20 protein-coding genes are annotated in these 20,557 nt (G+C 58.3%); 16 read left to right on the plus strand and 4 right to left on the minus strand.

Features of this window, described 5'->3' with window-relative positions:
* Positions 1-204 precede the first annotated feature (204 nt).
* Both FY550_RS09675 and FY550_RS09680 read left to right on the plus strand, forming a co-directional pair.
* Positions 205-1,464, plus strand: coding sequence for an exonuclease SbcCD subunit D (locus tag FY550_RS09675; protein WP_070977725.1), 1,260 nt, complete (start codon positions 205-207; stop codon positions 1,462-1,464).
* Positions 1,461-4,760, plus strand: coding sequence for an AAA family ATPase (locus tag FY550_RS09680; RefSeq protein WP_070977726.1), 3,300 nt, complete (start codon positions 1,461-1,463; stop codon positions 4,758-4,760). Before FY550_RS09675 ends, FY550_RS09680 begins: the two co-directional genes overlap by 4 nt.
* A gap of 10 nt (positions 4,761-4,770) precedes the next feature.
* Here the strand turns inward: FY550_RS09680 and FY550_RS09685 are convergent, their stop codons facing one another.
* Positions 4,771-5,040: a hypothetical protein gene (locus tag FY550_RS09685; protein ID WP_070977727.1), complete on the minus strand. Its 270-nt coding sequence runs from the start codon at positions 5,038-5,040 to the stop codon at positions 4,771-4,773.
* A 373-nt stretch (positions 5,041-5,413) separates the two neighbouring features.
* On the opposite strand from FY550_RS09685, the gene FY550_RS09690 reads away from it, so the two are divergent.
* From FY550_RS09690 to FY550_RS09720, 7 genes are all read left to right on the plus strand, one after another.
* The gene (locus FY550_RS09690) at positions 5,414-7,009 is read left to right on the plus strand and encodes an ABC transporter substrate-binding protein (RefSeq protein WP_070977728.1); all 1,596 of its coding nucleotides are present in this window, start codon (positions 5,414-5,416) and stop codon (positions 7,007-7,009) included.
* A 69-nt stretch (positions 7,010-7,078) separates the two neighbouring features.
* Positions 7,079-8,014, plus strand: a complete 936-nt coding sequence (locus FY550_RS09695; RefSeq protein ID WP_070977729.1) for a S66 peptidase family protein — start codon at positions 7,079-7,081, stop codon at positions 8,012-8,014.
* 60 nt (positions 8,015-8,074) lie between these two features.
* Complete coding sequence (locus tag FY550_RS09700) at positions 8,075-9,088, plus strand: ABC transporter permease subunit (RefSeq protein WP_070977730.1); 1,014 nt, start codon at positions 8,075-8,077, stop codon at positions 9,086-9,088.
* A 9-nt stretch (positions 9,089-9,097) separates the two neighbouring features.
* A complete protein-coding gene (locus tag FY550_RS09705) occupies positions 9,098-10,018 on the plus strand; it encodes an ABC transporter permease subunit (RefSeq protein WP_070977731.1) in 921 nt (306 codons plus the stop codon).
* A 5-nt stretch (positions 10,019-10,023) separates the two neighbouring features.
* On the plus strand, positions 10,024-11,097 hold the full coding sequence (locus FY550_RS09710) for an ABC transporter ATP-binding protein (RefSeq protein WP_233350192.1): 1,074 nt from the start codon (positions 10,024-10,026) through the stop codon (positions 11,095-11,097).
* A complete protein-coding gene (locus FY550_RS09715; RefSeq protein WP_070977732.1) occupies positions 11,094-12,086 on the plus strand; it encodes an ABC transporter ATP-binding protein in 993 nt (330 codons plus the stop codon). Before FY550_RS09710 ends, FY550_RS09715 begins: the two co-directional genes overlap by 4 nt.
* A 99-nt stretch (positions 12,087-12,185) precedes the next feature.
* Entirely contained in the window at positions 12,186-13,352 is a 1,167-nt protein-coding gene (locus FY550_RS09720) for an FUSC family protein (protein ID WP_070977733.1), read from the plus strand.
* 2 nt (positions 13,353-13,354) lie between these two features.
* Here the strand turns inward: FY550_RS09720 and FY550_RS09725 are convergent, their stop codons facing one another.
* Together FY550_RS09725 and FY550_RS09730 are read right to left on the minus strand one after the other, a co-directional pair.
* Positions 13,355-13,891, minus strand: a complete 537-nt coding sequence (locus FY550_RS09725) for a hypothetical protein (RefSeq protein WP_168169299.1) — start codon at positions 13,889-13,891, stop codon at positions 13,355-13,357.
* A complete protein-coding gene (locus tag FY550_RS09730; RefSeq protein ID WP_070977735.1) occupies positions 13,851-14,126 on the minus strand; it encodes an FAD assembly factor SdhE in 276 nt (91 codons plus the stop codon). The genes FY550_RS09725 and FY550_RS09730 overlap by 41 nt, the downstream gene beginning before the upstream one ends.
* A gap of 148 nt (positions 14,127-14,274) precedes the next feature.
* On the opposite strand from FY550_RS09730, the gene ihfB reads away from it, so the two are divergent.
* The 3 genes from ihfB to lapB all read left to right on the plus strand — a co-directional run bounded on the left by ihfB (position 14,275) and on the right by lapB (position 16,129).
* The gene (ihfB, locus tag FY550_RS09735) at positions 14,275-14,571 is read left to right on the plus strand and encodes an integration host factor subunit beta (protein WP_070977736.1); all 297 of its coding nucleotides are present in this window, start codon (positions 14,275-14,277) and stop codon (positions 14,569-14,571) included.
* Positions 14,572-14,638: 67 nt separating this feature from the next.
* Positions 14,639-14,944: a lipopolysaccharide assembly protein LapA domain-containing protein gene (locus FY550_RS09740; protein ID WP_070977737.1), complete on the plus strand. Its 306-nt coding sequence runs from the start codon at positions 14,639-14,641 to the stop codon at positions 14,942-14,944.
* A complete protein-coding gene (lapB, locus tag FY550_RS09745; protein ID WP_070977738.1) occupies positions 14,945-16,129 on the plus strand; it encodes a lipopolysaccharide assembly protein LapB in 1,185 nt (394 codons plus the stop codon).
* Between the two features lie 18 nt (positions 16,130-16,147).
* Here lapB and pyrF read toward each other — a convergent pair whose 3' ends face one another.
* Positions 16,148-16,867 (minus strand): orotidine-5'-phosphate decarboxylase, encoded by a 720-nt coding sequence (gene pyrF, locus FY550_RS09750; protein ID WP_070977739.1) that lies wholly within the window; start codon positions 16,865-16,867, stop codon positions 16,148-16,150.
* Positions 16,868-17,030: 163 nt separating this feature from the next.
* On the opposite strand from pyrF, the gene FY550_RS09755 reads away from it, so the two are divergent.
* The 4 genes from FY550_RS09755 to groL all read left to right on the plus strand — a co-directional run bounded on the left by FY550_RS09755 (position 17,031) and on the right by groL (position 20,158).
* Positions 17,031-17,315: a ComEA family DNA-binding protein gene (locus tag FY550_RS09755; protein WP_070977740.1), complete on the plus strand. Its 285-nt coding sequence runs from the start codon at positions 17,031-17,033 to the stop codon at positions 17,313-17,315.
* 159 nt (positions 17,316-17,474) lie between these two features.
* On the plus strand, positions 17,475-17,990 hold the full coding sequence (locus tag FY550_RS09760) for an FxsA family protein (protein ID WP_168169300.1): 516 nt from the start codon (positions 17,475-17,477) through the stop codon (positions 17,988-17,990).
* Positions 17,991-18,149: 159 nt separating this feature from the next.
* Complete coding sequence (locus tag FY550_RS09765) at positions 18,150-18,443, plus strand: co-chaperone GroES (RefSeq protein WP_070977742.1); 294 nt, start codon at positions 18,150-18,152, stop codon at positions 18,441-18,443.
* A gap of 74 nt (positions 18,444-18,517) precedes the next feature.
* On the plus strand, positions 18,518-20,158 hold the full coding sequence (gene groL, locus FY550_RS09770; protein ID WP_070977743.1) for a chaperonin GroEL: 1,641 nt from the start codon (positions 18,518-18,520) through the stop codon (positions 20,156-20,158).
* The last annotated feature ends 399 nt before the right edge of the window (positions 20,159-20,557 follow it).

A 20,557-nucleotide genomic window follows, 5' to 3' on the forward strand; every position in this document is an offset into this window, starting at 1 on the left:
GGACGTCACGATACGCCACTTTCGTCGAATCGAGTCGATCATCGCAGCACGGACAGCGAGAGGCAGTTACACTTCGTGGTCTTTTTGTCATGTATGCCGTAATGCCCGACACTGACCAGGCCGTTCGCTGGCCACTCGTCATGGCCGGATACCGCGATCGATTCACCCTATACCATAGTCATTTGTCAGTGTGACCGACCCGAAATGAAACTGATCCATACTGCCGACTGGCACCTCGGCCAGCAGTTGCATAACCAACCTCGCGATGAGGAGCACAGCCGCTTTCTCGACTGGCTACTCGAAACACTGATCGAACGCCAGCCCGATGCTCTGCTGATTGCCGGTGACATTTTCGATGTGGTCAATCCGTCACTCTCGTCCCAGACCCTGCTCTATGACTTCCTGGTTCGCGCCCATGAGGCGTTACCCCGGCTGACAATTGTCATGATCGCCGGCAATCATGACAGCGGCGCACGCATCGAACTGCCGGCGCCACTGCTCGAACGACTGCGCACTCATGCCATTGGTCGCCTGCACTGGCTTGATGAGGACACACCGGATAGCCAACGGCTGGTCATACCACTCGAGGATGCCAGCGGGAAGATTGCTGCACGCTGTCTGGCAATTCCCTTCCTGAGGCCTTCGGAGATCAGTGCCCGCTACCGCACCAGTGAGGCCGGGTTCGATGCCGAGCATGCCTATGTCGAGGGGATCAGCCGTCTTCACCGCGACCTGATTACAGCCGCTGAACGCGAACTCGAACCGGGTCAGGCACTGATTGTCATGAGCCATGCTCATCTCCATGGCGCCAGCGTCTCCGAACACTCGGAACGCCCCATTGTCATCGGTGGTGAAGAGTCTTTATCAGCCAGCCTGTTCGGTGACACGGCAAGCTATGTCGCACTCGGCCATCTGCATCGTCCCCAGCGGGTCGGAGCCGAGCATATCCGCTATGCAGGTTCACCGATTCCGCTCGATTTCAGCGAACGCCACTATCCTCATCAGCTCATCGAGGTCACGCTGGAAGACAAGCGGATGGTACATCACGAAAGTCTGGCCATTCCCCGCTTCATCGAACTCAGACGTATCGGTCCGGCATCGCTGGATACCGTACTGGCAGAGCTCGAGGAACTGCCCGCCGCGAGCGACACTCCCGGGGAGAACGAACAGTGGCCCTGGCTGGAAGTGCGGGTACGTCTTGATGCCCCCTGTGTCGATTTGCGCGCCCGGATCGAGCGGGTACTGAATGCGCGCGCAGCACGACTGATGTGCATTCATGTCGAACGCCCCACGGTTCGGCCGGAGACCAGCGATCCCATACGACAAACCCCCGATCCACGAACCCTGTTCAGCGATACCTGGCAGCAACATCACAATACGCTACCGGATGAGCAAACACTGGCGGATTTCGATGAACTTTATCAAACCGTTCTGGATCACCCCGAAGGCAATGAGTCGTCATGAAGATTCTGACCATCCGGCTGAACAATCTGGCCTCACTGCAAGGGTTTCACTGTGTCGAGCTGACCACAGGCACCCTGGCCGGTCACAATCTGTTTGCCATTACCGGGCCCACGGGCGCCGGCAAGAGCACGCTACTCGATGCGCTCTGTCTGGCACTTTACGGCAATACACCCAGATTGCGTCAGGCCCCTTCGAAAGCCTCTACCACCCCTGATGTCGGCAGTGAACAGCTGACGACAGCCGATCCGCGCACCCTGTTGCGTCGCGGCGAAGGCAGCGGATTTGCCGAAGTCGATTTCGAGGGCTGCGACGGTGAGCACTATCGCGCCCGCTGGTCGGTGCGCCGGGCACGCCAACGTCCCGATGGCCGTCTGCAATCTGCTGACCAGCAACTGACCCGGATTGCCGATGGCCGAGTGCTGGCCGATAACAAGCGCGAGTTCGAGCAGCAGATCAATGAACGCCTGGGACTGAGTTTCACGCAGTTCACACGTGCTGTACTGCTGGCTCAAAGCGAGTTCAGCGCCTTTCTCAAGGCGGATGACAATACGCGCAGTGAGCTGCTTGAGCGTCTGACCGATACGGCTCTCTATTCCAGACTGTCGATTGCGGCCTATCAACGCACTGCAGCAGCCCAGGGCGAGATAGAACGGCTTGAAGCGCGACTCGATAGCGCCCTCCCGGCCGATGCCGAGCAGCGTCGGGAGCTTGAGCGCGCCGCTGAACACAGCAGCGCCCTTTTGAGCACACATCAGCGGAAGCTTGAAGTCCAGCAGCAGCGACATCAGTGGCTGGCGGAAGATGAACGTCTTGAACAGCACTGGCAAGAAGCGCAGCAGCAATGTATCGCTGCCGAAGCCAACCGGGAGGCGCTGGCCGATACCCGCCATCAGGTCGCCCAATGGCAGGCGCTGAACAGCGTCCGACATGATTTCGAGGCCCAAAAGGAACAATCCCGCCAGTTAAGTGAACTGCAGCATACCCATACCCGAACAACAGAACGGCTGGCTACGGCCGAAGCCAGTCTCGAACAGGCCATTGCGATCCTTCAGGAGCGGACTCAGACACAGCTGGCAGCTCGCGAGGCACGCCAGACCGAGCAGCCAGTGCTTGATCGTCTGTTCGCAAGTGAACAGCGACTGGCCCATCTTGAAGAGACCATTCGGGATGAACAGCAGCACAACGAGGCGCTTGAAACACGCATTGATGCGCAGCGCCATGAGCTCAATCGCCTGCGCTATCAGCGCGATACGCAGCAGCAACAGCTCGATACCCTGTATCAGCGCTTCCCCGGGAATATCGAGGAAGGCGCGTATCACCAACAGTTGTTAACGGCAGCGCAGACGAGCCATCAGCAGTGGTTGTCACTGCAACAGCTGGAGCAGCAATGGCAGCAATGGGCCACTACCCGCGACCGTTATCAACGCACACAAGAAGAGATCAGCGAGGCTGAATATCGCCTGGAGAAATTACAGGTGTGCAGCCGCAAGGCTCAAGAGCAGTGCGAGCAGCTTGCAGAGCGCTACAACACGCTTGAGACCAGTATTACCCGTTTACGTGATGCACGTTCGGATGTCGTTGAGCGGCTACGTGAACAGCTTACCCCCTCAACACCCTGCCCGGTTTGTGGAAGCCTCCAGCATCCGTGGGAGGATCAGCCCCCGGTACACCCTGCCGAAGCTCAGCTCGAATGCACGCGCGCAGAAGAAGACCGTCAGCTCGAAGAGGCTGCTCAATCACTGGCAGCAGCCGAAGCGGAAGAACGACATTGCAGCGAAGCCTGTCATACTCTGCAGTCCCGGCTGGCGGGCATGCATGACACCCTGGACGCACTGAAACAGGACACCGCTACCTGCGAACGCCCCTTGCAGGACCAGCCACAGGGCCCGGCATTACTTGCGCAAGACAGCGAGCAGGGACGCCAACAACTTGATCACTGGCTCGCCACTGCTCAGAAAGAGGCAAACGCTCATCAGCAGGCGCTGACACACTTTGAGCAGGCCCGTCGACAACGTGCTCCCCTGGAAGAGGCAGTCACTCGACTTCAACTTGATATCGAGCGACAGGAAAGCTCGCTCGAACAGCTCAACGAACAGCACAGGGTCCTGACGGAGCAGCTCACCCGGCACCAGACACAACACCACCAGCAGCACGACAGTCTGAAAGATGAGCTGAGCGGAGATGTCAGCACTGCCGCAAGACGCCAGCGGCTGGATGAAGCGCTGGAAGAACAGAATCACGCTCTGGAAACGGCTCGTGAGAGTCGGGATCGCCATCAGCAGGCGGTGACCGAACTTCAACAACAGCTCGATCGCCTGCAGACACGCATCGATACCTTGCAGCAATCACTGGCGACCCATCAGCAGCGCATTGCACACTGGCGTGAATGGCATCCGCAGATCGATGATGAGCGGCTCGAGGAACTGCTGGCCCTGCCCTCGAATACCATTGGGCAATGGCAGGAACAGATCGAGGCAGTCGAACAGCACTACCACGAAAGCGAGGTATTGCGCCGCGAACGTTTCGAGACCCTGATGCGCCACAGGCGCGATAAGGTAGGCAGGGAACTGCTGGGGCCAAAATTCAATCAGGATCAGGGCCCGAGTCGCTGGCGCCCTTGTCTCAATGAAGAAAAGGCTCGCGTCGATAGTCGGCTCGGCGAACTGCAGATCGCAATACAGGAGGCCCAGCAGCAACGTGACAGCGATATGCAGGCACTGGGAGAGGATGATCGACGGCGCCGCGAAGCCCTTGCTCTGGAAACCGAGCTCAACGAGGCACGTACGCGCCATCAGCGCCACGGTCGTATCTCGGCATTGATCGGGTCCGCCGATGGGCGAGCCTTTCGTCGGATCGCCCAGGCCTGGAATCTCGAACGTCTGATCGAACATGCCAATCAGCATCTCAATACCCTGGCGCGTCGCTATCGCCTGGTTCGCGGGGGCAGCCTGCTGGGCCTATTGGTGATCGATACCGACATGGGCGATGAGCAGCGATCCGTGCATTCACTTTCAGGTGGAGAAACCTTTCTGGTCTCACTGGCGCTGGCGCTGGGGCTGGCCTCGATGGCCTCGGATCGGCTCGCCATTGGTACGTTGTTCATCGATGAAGGGTTCGGTAGCCTCGATGCCGCATCGCTGGCACAGGCCATGGATACACTGGATGGCTTGCAGGCCCAGGGACGTCAGGTAGGCATTATTTCGCACGTCAGCGAAATGCATGAACGGATTCCGGCTCAGGTACGGGTTACACCACGTGGCAATGGGACCAGCATGATCACCTGCACACGCACCTGAACCGGGAACGTTACAGCATTCGATCGGAATGACCGACCGCATCCCGAATCGGCGCCAGCATGGCTGCCGTTACCATGGGCGTGCGAGCATGTACGGCATTGCCGGCCCCGCAGCGTCGACAGCACACGTAGTAACCATCATCACGCAATCGTGCCACGGCAAAACCGAAAAAATGGTACCAGTCGAAATAGCGCTCACTGCGAACCGGTTCACACTGGGTACAACAGAGTTCAATCAGACCATCTTCGCGAATGGAAGCCACAATGGGGGACAGGCTCATGGCGGAGTTCTCCTGAACGGTTCGGACCGGTTATTGTCATTTTCCACCTTCCATCAGGAGTCTAGAGCGCCTTTCCATCCTTCACAACATTTGTACATTACAGCCAGAATCTCCGACCATTATTGGACAGCGTTTTCTTTCGAAGCAAAGTAATCTTCACTAAATCAGCGCCTGCTGTCCCTGTATGCTTATGTACTTCATCAGGGGCTTCTCCTGTTCTGAAAGAATGTCTCTCCCTGCACTTGTTGTCATGGCTTCGACATTGACAAGCCAGTCACTGACACCATAGTTTTGTTCGACCGCTGCACCGCTCCGGCCCATCCCTGCGGGCAGCACATAATGACAACACCCGAAAAAACAACAGGGTCTCTACATGATCAATACCGGAGTTTCCCGCCTGGCACTGATGGGTGCGGTAATGCTGGCTACCGCTGGCACCGCACAGGCCAAAATGCTGACCTATTGCTCGGAAGGCAGCCCCGAGGGCTTCAATCCGCAGCTCTACACCACCGGCACCACTTTCGACGCCTCTTCCCAGACCATTTATAACCGCCTGGTCGATTTCAAGCCCGGGACTACCGAGTTGAGACCCAGTCTGGCGAAATCCTGGGAAGTCTCCGACGATGGCAAGACCGTAACCTTCCATTTGCGGCATGGCGTCAAGTTTCAGTCGACCGATTACTTTACGCCATCGCGTGAATTCAACGCCGACGACGTGCTCTATTCCTTTAACCGGCAGCTCAATGCTGACGATCCGTGGCATGACGTCAATGGCAGCTATGAGTACTTTGCTGGCATGGGACTCCCCGATCTGATCGATCATGTCGAGAAGGTCGACGACTATACGGTCAAATTCCATCTGAACCGCCCCTCGGCCCCCTTCCTGGCCGATATGGCAATGGACTTTGCCTCGATTCTTTCAAAAGAGTATGCCGACCAACTGATGGAGGCCGGCCATCCCGAGCGGATGAATCAGCAACCGATCGGCACCGGTCCCTTCACCTTTGCCGGCTATCAGCAGGATGCTTACATCCGTTATCGAGCCAACCCCGATTACTGGCGTGGCAAGGCACCACTGGATCGACTGGTATTCTCGATTACCCCCGACGCCTCGGTACGCCTGCAAAAGCTCAAGGCCAATGAGTGTCAGATCATGGCCTACCCCAACCCGGCTGATCTGGGCGAGCTGAAGAACGACAGCAACATCACCATGAAGTCTGCCCCCGGGCTCAATACCGGTTATCTGTTCTTCAATACCACCAAAGCACCTTTCGACAAGCCGGAAGTCCGTCGTGCGCTCTCCATGGCGGTCAATCGCGAAGCGATCATCGACTCCATTTACAAGGGCGCCGGAACGATTGCCAAAAATCCGATCCCTTCCACCATCTGGAGTTATGACGAATCGACCCAGCCGATCGCTTATGATCCGGAGAAGGCAAAAGCGCTGCTCAAGGATGCAGGGGTCAGCAATCTGAGCACCGACATCTGGGCCATGCCGGTACAGCGCCCCTACAACCCCAATGCTCGCCGCATGGCGGAGATGATCCAGGCGGATTGGCAGAAGATCGGGGTCAACGCGAAAATCGTCTCCTACGAGTGGGGCGAGTATCTGCGCCGCCTCAAGCAGGGCGAGGCGCAGACCGGTCTGATGGGCTGGACCGGTGACAATGGCGATCCTGACAACTTCCTGTACACCCTGCTCTCCTGTGATGCTGCGAAGGATGGCTCCAACTACGCCAAGTGGTGTTACAAGCCCTACGACAAGGTGGTCACCGAAGCACAGACCATCAACGATCGCGACCAGCGCATTCAGCTTTACAAGAAGGCTCAGTCGATCTTTCGTGACCAGCTGCCATGGATGCCCATCGCACACTCGGTGGTCTACATGCCCATGCGCAGTAACGTCACGGGCTATACCATTCAGCCAACGGGCAGCCATGATTTCTATGGCGTTGACCTGAAGGACTGACACGCATCGATCTCGCTGCACCGGCCACAAGCCGGTGTGGCGAACGGGCGTCACATCGGACAGCCCATCATGAGCACCCGAATGACTCAGCTATTCGTTCCCGCCCTGTCCCGGTTGTCTGGCAGCGCCATGACTCTGCTTTCACCGGCCGGTGTGGTGGCTCCGGAAAGAGCGCACGCCACCATGGAAGTACTGCATCAGGCCGGCATTCACGCTGAACTGATGCCACGAGCACTGAATCGACATCGTTATCTGGCCGGTACAATCGAAGACCGACTCGAAGATCTGCATGCGGCCTGGCATTCCCCCGATCTGCGTGGCGTCTGGTGTTTGCGTGGCGGCTATGGCAGTGCTCAGCTGCTCGACGGCATCGACTGGTCACGGATTGGCAAAGCCCCGCTGATCGGTTATTCGGATATTACCGTGCTGCTGGAGGCCTTTCGTCGACATGGTCGCCACGCCATTCACGCGCCAGTGGCCACCGAGGCGGTACTCGACTGTGGTGACGTCGGCGCCAACCAACGCCGGGAACACTCACTCGCTTCACTCGCCACGGTGATAGCCGGCGAACCAGGGGCATGGTCACTGCGTCACGTCGCCGGGCCGGATAAGCTCTGCGAAGGCATATTGGTCGGGGGCAATCTGACCACTCTGGCCAGCATTGCCGGCACACCGGCGGCGCTGACCCTTGATCAGCCGGCCATCCTGCTGCTGGAAGACGTCGGCGAAGCCGAGTATCGCCTTGAGCGCAGCTTCCATCAGTTGCTTACAAGTCTCGACACCGATCGGCTGCAAGCGGTCTGTCTGGGCAGTTTCGAGCGCTGCCAGCTGACAGAGGGACAATCGTCGCTCGAGGCCATTTTTCGTGAGTGGCTGGAACCACTTGGCATCGCACTGTATGCCGAGGCTCCCATCGGTCATGGCGCCGATAATCATGCCTGGCCCTACGGACGTTCAGCCTCTCTTTCCGCCGAAGTTCTGCGCTGGTCAGCTGACCATGAGTGACTTTCGCGCTGTCCGGCCCCTTCGGCTTTTAATGTTCATCTTCATGCGGTGGATTCCGGCATGCTGAATTTTCTGTTTCGCAAACTGTTGATGATTGTGCCGACCTTCCTGGGCGTCACGATCATTACCTTCGCTCTGGTCCACATGATCCCGGGTGATCCGGTGGCCATCATGGCTGGAGAGCGGGGGCTCTCCCCGGAGCGACACGCCCAGATGATGGCCCAGTTGGGTCTGGACCGGCCGCTGTGGGAACAATACATGGATTTTCTGTGGCGCTTGCTGCACGGCGATCTGGGGCAGTCACTGGTGACCCATAACGCCATCCTGAACGAGTTCATGTCACGCTTTCCGGCGACCCTTGAGCTATCGATCTGTGCGCTGATCTTCGCTATCGGGCTCGGTATTCCACTGGGCGTCATCGCCGGCATCAAGCGCGGCTCGATTATCGATCATGGCGTCATGGGGACCGCACTGACCGGTTACTCGATGCCGATCTTCTGGTGGGGCCTGCTACTGATCATTCTGTTTTCCGGCATTCTGGGCTGGACACCGGTTTCAGGCCGTCTCTCTTCTTCGTTCTGGATCGATACTCCCACCCACTTCATGCTGATCGACACGCTGCTTTCCGATGCGCCGGGTGCCTTTCCGGATGCGCTTCGGCATCTGATTCTGCCGGCCGTCTGTCTGGGTACCATTCCACTGGCGGTAATCGCTCGCATGACGCGCTCATCGATACTCGAGGTTCTCGGCGAAGACTATATCCGCACCGCACGAGCCAAGGGACTCGCGCCATGGCGCATTATCGCGATCCATGCCCTGCGTAACGCCATGATTCCGGTAACCACGGTTATCGGCTTGCAGATCGGGTTGCTGTTCGCCGGCGCCATCCTGACCGAAACCATCTTTTCCTGGCCGGGTATCGGCAAATGGCTGATCGACTCTGTCAGCCGGCGTGATTATCCCGCACTACAGGGCGGTATTCTGCTGATCGCCACCATGGTGATGATCGTCAATCTCGTCGTTGATCTGCTTTATGGTCTGATCAATCCCCGTATTCGACATCAGGCCGAGTGAGGACTTTCCATGACCCAGGCCAATACCCACACCTCACCGGATAATCCGACCACCTCGGAAGTACCAGCCGCTCCGCACCCGTTGCGCGAGGTCTGGAGTGACTTCTGTGAAAACCGGGCCGCCCTGGCGGGACTGATCATCATCGCCATCATTATTACGCTGGCATTGTTGGCCAGTGTCATTGCGCCACACACGCCCATCGAGCAGTTCCGCGACCACGTTCTTCAGCCCCCTTTCTGGCAGGAAGGCGGTTCTCTGCGCTTTCCGCTGGGGACAGATGATGTCGGGCGTGATGTGCTGTCACGCATCCTGTTTGGTGCCCGGCTTTCCATGATGATCGGCGTCATTGTGGTCACCCTGTCACTGGTATTGGGGGTACTGCTGGGGCTGATTGCCGGCTATGTGCGCGGCTGGGTAGACACCACCATCATGCGCCTGATGGATATCATGCTGTCGATCCCCAGCCTGCTGCTGGCGGTGGTGGTCGTCGCCGTTCTCGGTCCGGGCCTGTTCAATGCCATGCTGGCCATTGCCATTGTCTATCTACCGCACTATGTACGCCTGACCCGCGGCTCGGTTATCACCGAACGCAACCGCGATTACGTTGTCGCATCACGCCTGGCCGGTGCCAGCCCGTTGCGCCTGATGTTCGTGGTGATTCTGCCCAACTGTCTGGCGCCACTGATCGTGCAGGCCACTCTGAGTTTCTCCAATGCCGTGCTGGATGCTGCCGCACTGGGCTTTCTTGGGCTGGGCGCTCAGCCCCCCACACCCGAGTGGGGCAGCATGCTGGCCAATGCCAGACAATATGTGCTGGATGCCTGGTGGGTGGTCACCTTCCCGGGGCTCGCCATACTGATCACGGTACTGGCTTTCAACATCATGGGCGATGGACTGCGCGACGCCCTCGACCCCCGACTCAAGCGGTGAACCCGATGACCTCCATGACGACAACACAGACAAAGGGGAACGGACCGCTGCTGGATATTCGTCGCCTCAGCGTTTCCTTCCAGACTCGCAGCGGCCTCTTCCCGGCTGTCAGCGACATCGATATGACCCTCAACGAGGGAGAAGTACTTGGCGTGGTCGGTGAATCGGGCTCGGGCAAGAGCGTGACCATGCTGGCGATGATGGGCCTTTTGCCCTTTAACGCCAACATCGAAGCCGATCGTTTCGCCTTTGCCGACAACAACATGCTGACGCTTTCCGATCGTGCTCGGCGCAAGTTGACCGGCAATGACATCGCCATGATCTTTCAGGAGCCGGCCACCAGTCTTAACCCGAGTTTTACCATCGGCTATCAGATCGACGAGACACTGAAGGTGCATGAAGGAGGCAGCCGTCGCCAACGTCGGGAGCGAGCCATCGAGCTATTGGACCGGGTCGGCATCCCCGCCCCGACCAAACGACTGGGGGATTACCCCCACCAGCTCTCGGGTGGCATGAATCAGCGTGTCATGATTGCCATCGCGATCGCTTGTAATCCTCGGCTGCTGATCGCCGATGAACCTACCACGGCACTGGATGTCACCATTCAGGCCCAGATTCTCGATCTCCTGCTGCAACTGCAGCAGGAGCGTGGCATGGCAATGATTCTGATCACCCATGACATGGGCGTAGTGGCCGAAGCTGCCGAGCGCATTTCCGTCATGTATGCCGGTCAGCTGGTTGAAACGGGCTACGCTGGCGAAGTCTTCCATTACCCTCGTCACCCTTATACAGCGGCACTGCTTGATGCCCTGCCGGAACGCCATCCCGGCCAGACGCGCCTGCCTACTATCCCCGGCGTGGTACCCGGCATTGCCGATCGGCCGAGCGGATGTCTGTTCAACCCTCGCTGTCGTTTCGCCCAGGAAGATTGTCGGCAACAACGGCCCGAACTATCGCGTGTCGGAGAAGATGACGATCATCGGGAAAGTACCGGGCATTCCGGTGAGCATCAGGCCCGCTGTTTTCATCCTCTGGACACCAATGGCCCTACCGAGCCTGTCATGGGAGCCCGCTCATGAGTACCGAGCAATTGATGCAGGCCGAGCAGCTGGTACAAACCTATACGGTCCGTCAGGGCCCATTTCATAGCGCCAGCCTGCGCGCGGTTCAGGGCGTCAGCTTCACGCTGGACGCGGGACAGACGCTGGCCGTGGTGGGTGAATCGGGCTGCGGCAAATCAACGCTGGCGCGTATGCTGACACTCATCGAGCAGCCCACCAGCGGCACGCTGAGTCTTTGCGGACGTGATGCGACCCACCCTGATCGGGCACAGCTACGTACATTGCGCCGCGAAGTTCAGATGGTGTTCCAGAACCCCTACGGCTCACTCAATCCCCGCAAGACCATCAGCACCATTCTCGAAGAACCGCTGGTTATCAACACCCGCCTTGCTCGCGCCGAACGGCGACGCCAGGCAAGGGAAATGATGGAACGGGTCGGATTACGACCGGACCTTGCCGACCGCTATCCGCACATGTTTTCAGGCGGTCAGCGCCAGCGTATTGCTGTTGCCCGAGCGTTGATGCTTCGTCCGCGAGTCATGGTGCTGGACGAGCCGGTCTCGGCGCTGGATGTCTCGGTACAGGCCCAGGTACTCAATCTGCTCAATGACCTGCAGGATGAATTCGGTCTGGCCTATCTGTTCATTTCGCACGATCTGAGCGTGGTACGCCATGTCGCCGATCGCATCATGGTGATGTATCTTGGGCGACCGGTCGAAATCGGCAGTCGTGATGCCGTTTTCAAGTCACCGCGCCACCCTTATACACGGGCGCTGCTATCGGCAACCCCCTCGGTCGATCCCGATGCACGTCATCAGCGGGTAGCCCTGAGCGGTGAGCTGCCCTCGCCGCTTGATCCGCCACCGGGCTGTGCCTTCCACCGTCGCTGCCCCTGGGCTACCGACCATTGCCGCCAGCAGGAACCACCGCTACGCGATGTCGAAGGCGTCGATGTGGCCTGCCATCATGCCGAGCGGATCATGGCAGAAGATCGCGTTGGCGTCTGATCGATCAATTCGGTAGAGAGCGTCTTTTTCCCCTAGAATGATGACTCTGCCCGACATTCGGGCAAGTCATCACCCATCGGTAGAGTCGGCAACACGGTCATGGCAAGGTTTCGTCTGCGAGATCCCTTTTTCAATTACCGCTATCGGCACTACCTGCACACCCTGCGCGCCACCCTAGCCCTGGCCGTCACATTTGCCATTGTCCTGAGCTGCGATATTCCTCACAGCACCTGGGCGCCTGTCAGCACCCTGATGGTCATGGGCAACCTGCCCCATGTGGGCGGCGTCATCGACAAGGGCAGTCAGCGGCTGCTCGGCACACTGCTCGGTGGGCTCTGGGGCATCATGATACTGCTGATTCCGGCACCGCCGCCCGGTGCAGTATTGACCCTGACGCTGGCAGGCATCGCCATCGCACTGCATACGACCTTTACCGGTCGTTTCGGCTACAGCGCACTGATGTTCGGTATTACGCTGCTGATGGTAATCGGCAATGGCAACCACGATCTTTCGGTGGCCCTGTGGCGAGCATTCAATGTGCTGATCGGCACACTGGTGGGAATCATAGCCACCATGACGATTCTGCCGCAGAAGGCTACGGATCTCTTCAGGTTCCTGCTGGCGGATAATCTCGACAAGCTTGCCCGGCTCTATCATGCACATACCAGCGCCCCTCGACTGGAAGCCAGCGACCAGGGCGAGCTGATGAAAACCGTCACCAGTCAACTGGTTCAGCAGCGTAATCTGATCGATGCCGTACATCGCGAAGGCAGGCTTCGTCGGGGCGAACTTGGCAGTCTGATCTCACTGGAACGGCGAATGATCTCGACCGTCGAGCTACTGCTGGAAACCCATTGGGCTACCCGCGATGGCCATGACATCATCGAATCCCTGACTGGCCTGCGCGATGCCCAGCACCGGCTGGCCCACGACCTGGGGACGCTTGCCTATCAGGTCCGGACCGGTCAGTCCATCGAGATCAACATTGCCCAGTTTGACCTGGATACGCATGCAGAGGCTGCCTTCAATGCACGCAGCCAGCAGGGGCGCGCGCTGTTCAGCCCCGGGGGCTACCTCTGGCTCAATCGCGAGCTGGCCCGCCAGACCAGTGCCCTGGTCGGTTATCTCTCCAATCTGCAGCGACTACCCAGTCAGCGGCTGCGCAAACGAGCGAGAAGGCATCATCTTGTCAGCGATACGCACCGCCTGGCAGTCAAGGGGGATCCTCATGCGCGCTCTACAAGCAGCGAAACGCATTCTGACTGAACTCAATCATCCCGGCGCTGCCACCAGCGTCTGACCCGGCCAGACCAGTCGGTGGCATCGACTTTGGTGTGTTGACCAGCCTGACGCAGTAACAGACGACGCAGGCGCCGGCGTGTCTCGGCATCAGCACTATCCGGCCAAAGAGCCTGGCCCTGCCCATCGATCACGAGCTCGATGATGCCTGCGCCCAACCGTTTAATGCTCAACGTTACCGGTTGCCATGCCGCAGCGTCTTCACCACGTTGACGCGCTTCCCAGCGAGAGCCATCCATACAGCGCAACTCGGGCGGTGGTCGAAACCAGTGAAGCCAGAACGCCATCAGAAGCGATGGTAGCGCCATGGCACTCCATGAAGCCCCCCACCAGTACAGCAACACACCACCCAACCCCAATGAAAGCGCCCCACGAGCGAACAATGCCAACCACGAGGCTTTCAGTGGCACATATAGTGCTGTCTGTGCCAGGGCGACATGAGTTACACCATTCTCCCTCACCGCATCATACCGGGCGGACTTCAGCGGTGCGGGTACGTTCGGCATAGGCGATGATCTCATCAACGATGGTGGCCAGCGACGCATCCATGGGTCTTCCACGACGCATCAACCAGCTGAAAAGATCCTGATCCTCTTCCGCCAGCAGAGCGGTATAGGCCTGCTGACGATCGGCATCGAGCTGATCGAAACAGTGCTCGAAAAAAGGCATCAGCATGAGATCCAGCTCCCACATACCGCGACGGGAGTGCCAATAAAGCCGTTTCCTTGCAGTTTCATCCATTGCAGAAGCCTCCTTGAAATGCCGTTGCACTCATGATGACACTCCAGTCATTGTCATGTAGAGCGTTGTTTTTCCGATATTTGATCGCTATGCTGGAATCAAACAACAATCCCTGTCGGGATGCCCGAAGCAGCATGGAGAAGACCCGATGACCAAATCCGAATTGATCGAACAGATTACCATGTCCCAGTCCTCCCACTCTCTCAAGGAGGTCGAAGCGGCCGTCAAACTGATTCTCGACGATATTACCGATGCCCTGGCCTCCGGCGGTCGAGTGGAAATTCGTGGCTTCGGCAGTTTCTCGTTGCACTACCGTGCCCCTCGTGTCGGCCGTAATCCCAAAACCGGTGATCCGGTCACACTCGACGGCAAGCATGTGCCTCATTTCAAACCCGGCAAGGAATTGCGCGAACAGGTCAATGCAAGTCGCGCGCTCGGTTACTGAACATCGCGCCCGCCCTCGGGCGAATGATACACTGCCGATCCTCCCATGAACCAACAAGGAACCTGCCATGCGCTGGCTCAAGGGCATTGTACTGGCCGTGGTCACCCTGATTCTGTTGATCCTCGGCATGCTGTTTGCGGTCCGCAATCAGCAGACCATTCCTCTGGATGTCGTCTGGGCGCAGCTGCCTCCTGCTTCGCTGGCTCTCTGGCTGCTGCTGGCGCTGGTCGTGGGCGTACTGCTTGGCATGCTGGCCATGTCCGGCCTCTATCTGCGACTTCGTACCGCGTTGATGCGCGCACGCCGAGACAGTCAGCAACAGCAACGGGAACTTGATCGACTGCGGGTTCAGGAGATTCGGGAAGTGCCCTGAATGTTCGATCCGCTGCTGCTGGCGCTGCTGACAGCCGCTATCGCCATCGGGTGGCTGCTCGGGCGCCATGAGCGCCGTCATGCCCGGCCGGAGAACCAGGGCCCGCGTACCCTGTCACGGGATTATTTCGTCGGCCTCAACTTTCTGCTCAATGAGCAACCCGATCAGGCCATCGAGACCTTTACCCAGGCACTCGAGGTCAACAGCGAAACCATCGATACTCACATCGCACTGGGTAATCTCTTCCGCCTGCGTGGGGAAGCCGATCGTGCCGTACGAATCCATCAGAACCTGCTCGCCCGCCCCGCCCTGTCCACGCTGCAAAGTGATCAGGTCCAACTCGAACTGGCCCGGGATTTTTTCCATCTTGGTGTACTCGACCGGGCTGAACGACTTGCCCGTGCCGTGGTGGAGAACACGGCCAATCAGGAGATGCGACAGGCCGCCCGGCGGTTACTGGTCGATCTCTTCGAGCGTGAACAGGAATGGCAGGCTGCGCTTGATATTGCACAACCGCAGCTCATTCGACAGGACGAACGTATACAACGCGCCGCAGCGCACTGGCTATGTGAACTGGCTGCGATCGATATCGACCAGGGTAGCCCGAGTCTCGCCCGACGCCATCTCAAGCAGGCGCTCTCGATTGATGAGCAATGCGTACGCGCCACCTGGCTACTGGCAGATATCGAACATCGAGCCGGACGCTATCGAGACGAGATACGTACGCTCAAGCGTATCCGCGACCAGGACAGTGCTTTCACGCCATTGATACTCGAGCCAGTGCGTCGGGCCTTTGAGCTGCTCGATGACCAGACCGGCCTGATCAGTTTTCTGCAGGAACAGATCGAGCGTGCCCCGTTTGTCACCGCCATTGTCATGCTGGCCGAGCAGTTGCGTCGTCAGCAGGGCACCGAAGCCGCTGTGGCGCTGGTCAGCGAGCAGCTGGAGCATCACTCCAGCCTGCGTGGCATCGATTACCTGACGTCGCTCTACATTGATCAGGCCACCACCGATAATCGCAGCCACCTGACCCTGCTCAAGCGGCATACCGGTCAGTTACTTGATCAGCGATCACGCTTTCGCTGTCATCACTGTGGTCTGGAGGCCGATACGCTCTATTGGCAATGCCCGCGATGTCGCAACTGGAGTTCGGTCAAGCCCATTACCGGACTCGAGGGCGAATAATTCGGCACGGCTAGCGTCTCACCGCTCCCCGAGACTTACCCGCTCTGCTTCGGCCAGCTCCTTCTCGATCGCAGCCAGCGCCGCCATGGGCTCTTCGGCACGGGTGACCGGACGCCCGATCACCAGGTGCGTACTGCCGGCCTGAAAAGCCTGTCCCGGGGTCATGACACGCTGTTGATCGTCTTGTTGTGCAAACCCCGGGCGAATCCCTGGCGTGACCTTCAGAAACTCCTGGCCGAATCGATCGCGCAAAGCGGAGGCTTCCCGAGCAGAACATACAACACCGTCCAGGCCGGCATCATGGGTAAGCTGCGCCAGCCGCATCACCTGATCGACTGCCGGGCTATTCACCCCGATTTCAGCCAGCCCTGCATCATCCATGCTGGTCAGCACCGTGACAGCGATCAGTCGGGTTTTCAGGCCATGGCGGTCAAGCACATCACGCGCAGCATGCATCATGGCCCTGCCCCCGGCGGCATGGACATTGACCATCCATACCCCCTGTTCGGCAGCAGCGTGTACCGCAGCAGCAACCGTGTTGGGAATATCGTGGAACTTGAGATCCAGAAAGATCTCGAATCCACGTTCGTGCAGGGCCTGAAGAGCCTTCGGCCCCTCACGCGTAAACAGTTCCTTGCCTACCTTGAGTCGACAACGACGCGGATCGAGCGCTTCTACCAGCGGCAGAGCGGTCTCCAGGTGGGCATGATCCAGGGCAATAATCAATGGGGCGGTCATGACGACTCCGATAATGTGGCACGAGCATTATAAGGATGAGTCGTCCACAAAATGAATTCGATACATCTTATTAAGAAAAAGTTAAAATAAACCGTTGAACGGCCGATACCTGTCATGACGACAGCAAGTCGTCACCCCAGTAACCTGATCAAGGAATGAAGTAATGCGCAAGATTCTGGCTGCGATCATGACCCTTGTCGCGCTTGGACTGATGACCCCAACCGCACTGGCCGATGACACCTCACCGGCATCTCGGGTATCGGTCAATATCAATACCGCCACTGTCGAAGAGCTGGCCTCCCTGCCCGGCATCGGCGAGAAGAAAGCAGCCGATATCATCGAGGATCGCAAGGCACACGGCGAATATGACAGCGTTGACAGCCTGACCCGTGTCAAGGGCATCGGTGAAGCCACAGTCGATGGACTGCGCGACAGGGCCGATATCTGATCGTCATTTCGGCCCACGCCCTGTGGGCCGAAATCTGCTTTTCTCTACTTCATTCAGGTCACCATGAACGTCCCTGCCTGCCGCGGCATGGTGGTATACGGATACAACCGATACCATGATGGGAAAATGACCAGCTTCCGAAGTGGAGTTCCGATTCTCATGCCTTTTCTACTGTTGCTGCTGATATTTCTGCTGTTCGATTTCAGTACCCTGTTCATGCTCGGACACTGGATTGGGGGCCTCTATGCCTTTCTCATCATGGTGGCGACCGCCGTTATCGGCGTGCAGTTGATCCGCCATGAAGGCATGACGACGCTACGCCAGGCTCAGGCACGCTTTCTCGCCGGCGAGAACTCTTCAGATGAAGTCATGCGCGGCGTCTCGGTCATCTTTGCCGGCATGCTTCTGATGCTCCCCGGGACGCTGACAGACCTGCTTGCCATGGGTTGCCTGCTACCGATCACCAATCGACTGCTGACTCGGCGCATGCTGGGTCGTACTGCGCGTAGCGGTATTTTCAGTGGTCGCTTTCAGGATATCGGTAGCGGCCCGGGGGAACACCGCGAACCAGGCTTTGACGAAGGTCATCCTCATGATGAAAAGTCTCGCCAATCGCCCCATGGCAAGCCGCTCGAAGGCGACTACATAGAGAGTGAACGTCACCGCGATCAATGAAAAAAATTTGTCTTCCCCCCTTGAAACAGAAGCACTCGACCGCATTAAGTTTCGCACGCTGAACTTGTGCCTTTCAGTAATTGAGGCCTGAGGGCACGGCTTCTCAGCACTGGTGAGCAAGGCTCACAGGTTTCATGAACCATCAGGAGAACGTGAGTGATGAAAATCCGTCCTTTGCACGATCGCGTTGTCGTTCGTCGCGTCGAAGAAGAGCAAAAAACAGCAGGCGGAATCGTGCTGCCGGGTAATGCCCAGGAGAAGCCGACCCGTGGCGAGGTCATTGCCATTGGCAAGGGTCGAATTCTGGAAAACGGCGACGTTCGCCCGCTGGACGTTCAGGTTGGCGACAAGGTGATTTTCAAGGAAGGCTTCGGCGTCGAAAAACAGAAAATCGACGGCGAAGAAGTCCTGATCATGAGCGAAACCGATATTCTCGGCGTACTGGAAGGCTGAGTACTCGTCCCATCAGAGAGACGATACTTCGGTCATCGGGTTAAACGTTCACAGTTTTCGAAGGAATCACTGCAATGGCAGCAAAAAACATCCGGTTCTCCGACGATGCACGCAAGCGCATGGCGCGCGGTGTCAACACGCTGGCTGACGCCGTCAAGACAACACTGGGCCCGAAAGGCCGCAATGTTGTGCTGGAAAAGTCCTTCGGTGCACCTACTGTCACCAAGGACGGCGTCTCTGTCGCCAAGGAAATCGAACTGAAGGACAAGTTCGAAAACATGGGCGCGCAGATGGTCAAGGAAGTCGCTTCCAAGACTTCCGATGTGGCCGGCGATGGCACCACCACTGCTACCGTGCTGGCGCAATCCATCGTCAATGAAGGCCTCAAGGGCGTTACTGCCGGCATGAATCCGATGGATCTCAAGCGCGGCATCGATTACGCCATCACGGCTGCGGTCGAAGAAATCCGCAAGATGTCAGTACCGTGCACCGACTCCAAGGCCATCGCTCAGGTCGGCACCATTTCCGCCAATGGCGACGCTACCATCGGTCAGATTATCGCCGATGCCATGGCCAAGGTTGGCAAGGAAGGCGTCATCACCGTTGACGAAGGTCGCGGTTTCGAGGATGAGCTGGAAGTCGTCGAGGGTATGCAGTTCGATCGCGGTTATCTGTCGCCCTACTTCGTGACCAACAACGAAACCATGTCGGTCGAGCTGGAAGACCCCTACATCCTGCTGGTCGACAAGAAGATCTCCAATATCCGTGAACTGCTGCCGGTACTGGAGAATGTCGCCAAGGCTGGCAAACCGCTGGTCATCATCGCCGAGGATATCGAAGGCGAAGCGCTGGCCACGCTGGTCGTCAACAACATGCGCGGCATCGTCAAGGTGGCAGCCGCCAAGGCGCCCGGTTTCGGTGATCGTCGCAAGGCCATGCTGCAGGATATCGCCATCCTGACCGGTGGCACCGTGATTTCCGAAGAAGTCGGCCTGACGCTTGAGCAGACCACTCTGGATCATCTGGGCAGCGCTCGTCGCATTACCATGTCCAAGGAGAACACCACCGTCATCGACGGCAACGGTGTGGAATCCGACATCGAGTCGCGCGTCAGCCAGATCCGCACTCAGATCGAGGAGACCTCCTCCGATTATGATCGCGAGAAGCTCCAGGAGCGTGTAGCCAAGCTGGCTGGCGGTGTTGCCGTTATCCGCGTCGGTGCCGCGACCGAAGTGGAAATGAAAGAGAAGAAGGCTCGCGTTGAAGACGCGCTGCATTCGACTCGTGCTGCCGTTGAGGAAGGCGTGGTGCCCGGTGGCGGTACTTCGCTGGTAAGGGCTGCATCGAAACTGGTCGGCCTCAAGGGCGACAACGAAGATCAGACCCACGGTATCCAGCTGACCATTCGCGCTCTGGAAACACCGCTGCGTCAGATTGTCACCAACGCCGGTGAAGATGCTTCCGTCATCCTCAATCGCGTTCGTGACGGCGAAGGCAACTTTGGCTATAACGCCCAGACCGGTGAGTTCGGTGATCTTTTCGAAATGGGCGTCCTGGATCCGGCCAAGGTAGCACGCAGTGCACTGCAGTCCGCCGGCTCCGTGGGTGGCCTGATGATCACCACCGAAGCCATGGTCGCCGAAGATCCGGACGAGAAGGACTCCTCCGGTGGCGGCGACATGGGTGGCATGGGCGGTATGGGCGGCATGATGTAAGCCGACCCGCTGCCCACCTGACCTATCCGTGTCAGGTATGCTGCAAGGCCCCGCTTCGGCGGGGCCTTTTTATTGTGCCGGTCAACGGATACGGAAAAGCGCATGTCTTCCGATCAAATGATGCGGCCTTCTGGCCATACACCTGCAACTGCTTAAGAATGCGGTATCAAAGGCCTCCTGCCAGGCTCCATCCGCTGACCAATGCCTAGGGCACCGAGTGGGCACAATAATGCATCGACTCATGCACTCTGCTTTTTCAACCATTCCACTTGGTTGGAACAGCCAGCTCTCTCTATATCAGGCACCGTTCAGCGAGGAGTCGCACAAAGCAATGCCGCCGGACGTGTACAATGTCTGCCTTAACCGCTATAGCCATTGATACAGCCGTGATCATATAAA

The organism is Kushneria phosphatilytica (assembly GCF_008247605.1).
Taxonomy (GTDB): Bacteria; Pseudomonadota; Gammaproteobacteria; order Pseudomonadales; family Halomonadaceae; genus Kushneria; species Kushneria phosphatilytica.

Coding starts and splice junctions, on each gene's coding strand:
- FY550_RS09675 (WP_070977725.1), top strand. CDS start 205: ATGAAACTGATCCATACTGCCGACTGGCACCTCGGCCAGCAGTTGCAT.
- FY550_RS09680 (WP_070977726.1), top strand. CDS start 1,461: ATGAAGATTCTGACCATCCGGCTGAACAATCTGGCCTCACTGCAAGGG.
- FY550_RS09685 (WP_070977727.1), bottom strand. CDS start 5,040: ATGAGCCTGTCCCCCATTGTGGCTTCCATTCGCGAAGATGGTCTGATT.
- FY550_RS09690 (WP_070977728.1), top strand. CDS start 5,414: ATGATCAATACCGGAGTTTCCCGCCTGGCACTGATGGGTGCGGTAATG.
- FY550_RS09695 (WP_070977729.1), top strand. CDS start 7,079: ATGAGCACCCGAATGACTCAGCTATTCGTTCCCGCCCTGTCCCGGTTG.
- FY550_RS09700 (WP_070977730.1), top strand. CDS start 8,075: ATGCTGAATTTTCTGTTTCGCAAACTGTTGATGATTGTGCCGACCTTC.
- FY550_RS09705 (WP_070977731.1), top strand. CDS start 9,098: ATGACCCAGGCCAATACCCACACCTCACCGGATAATCCGACCACCTCG.
- FY550_RS09710 (WP_233350192.1), top strand. CDS start 10,024: ATGACCTCCATGACGACAACACAGACAAAGGGGAACGGACCGCTGCTG.
- FY550_RS09715 (WP_070977732.1), top strand. CDS start 11,094: ATGAGTACCGAGCAATTGATGCAGGCCGAGCAGCTGGTACAAACCTAT.
- FY550_RS09720 (WP_070977733.1), top strand. CDS start 12,186: ATGGCAAGGTTTCGTCTGCGAGATCCCTTTTTCAATTACCGCTATCGG.
- FY550_RS09725 (WP_168169299.1), bottom strand. CDS start 13,891: ATGCCGAACGTACCCGCACCGCTGAAGTCCGCCCGGTATGATGCGGTG.
- FY550_RS09730 (WP_070977735.1), bottom strand. CDS start 14,126: ATGGATGAAACTGCAAGGAAACGGCTTTATTGGCACTCCCGTCGCGGT.
- ihfB (WP_070977736.1), top strand. CDS start 14,275: ATGACCAAATCCGAATTGATCGAACAGATTACCATGTCCCAGTCCTCC.
- FY550_RS09740 (WP_070977737.1), top strand. CDS start 14,639: ATGCGCTGGCTCAAGGGCATTGTACTGGCCGTGGTCACCCTGATTCTG.
- lapB (WP_070977738.1), top strand. CDS start 14,945: ATGTTCGATCCGCTGCTGCTGGCGCTGCTGACAGCCGCTATCGCCATC.
- pyrF (WP_070977739.1), bottom strand. CDS start 16,867: ATGACCGCCCCATTGATTATTGCCCTGGATCATGCCCACCTGGAGACC.
- FY550_RS09755 (WP_070977740.1), top strand. CDS start 17,031: ATGCGCAAGATTCTGGCTGCGATCATGACCCTTGTCGCGCTTGGACTG.
- FY550_RS09760 (WP_168169300.1), top strand. CDS start 17,475: ATGCCTTTTCTACTGTTGCTGCTGATATTTCTGCTGTTCGATTTCAGT.
- FY550_RS09765 (WP_070977742.1), top strand. CDS start 18,150: ATGAAAATCCGTCCTTTGCACGATCGCGTTGTCGTTCGTCGCGTCGAA.
- groL (WP_070977743.1), top strand. CDS start 18,518: ATGGCAGCAAAAAACATCCGGTTCTCCGACGATGCACGCAAGCGCATG.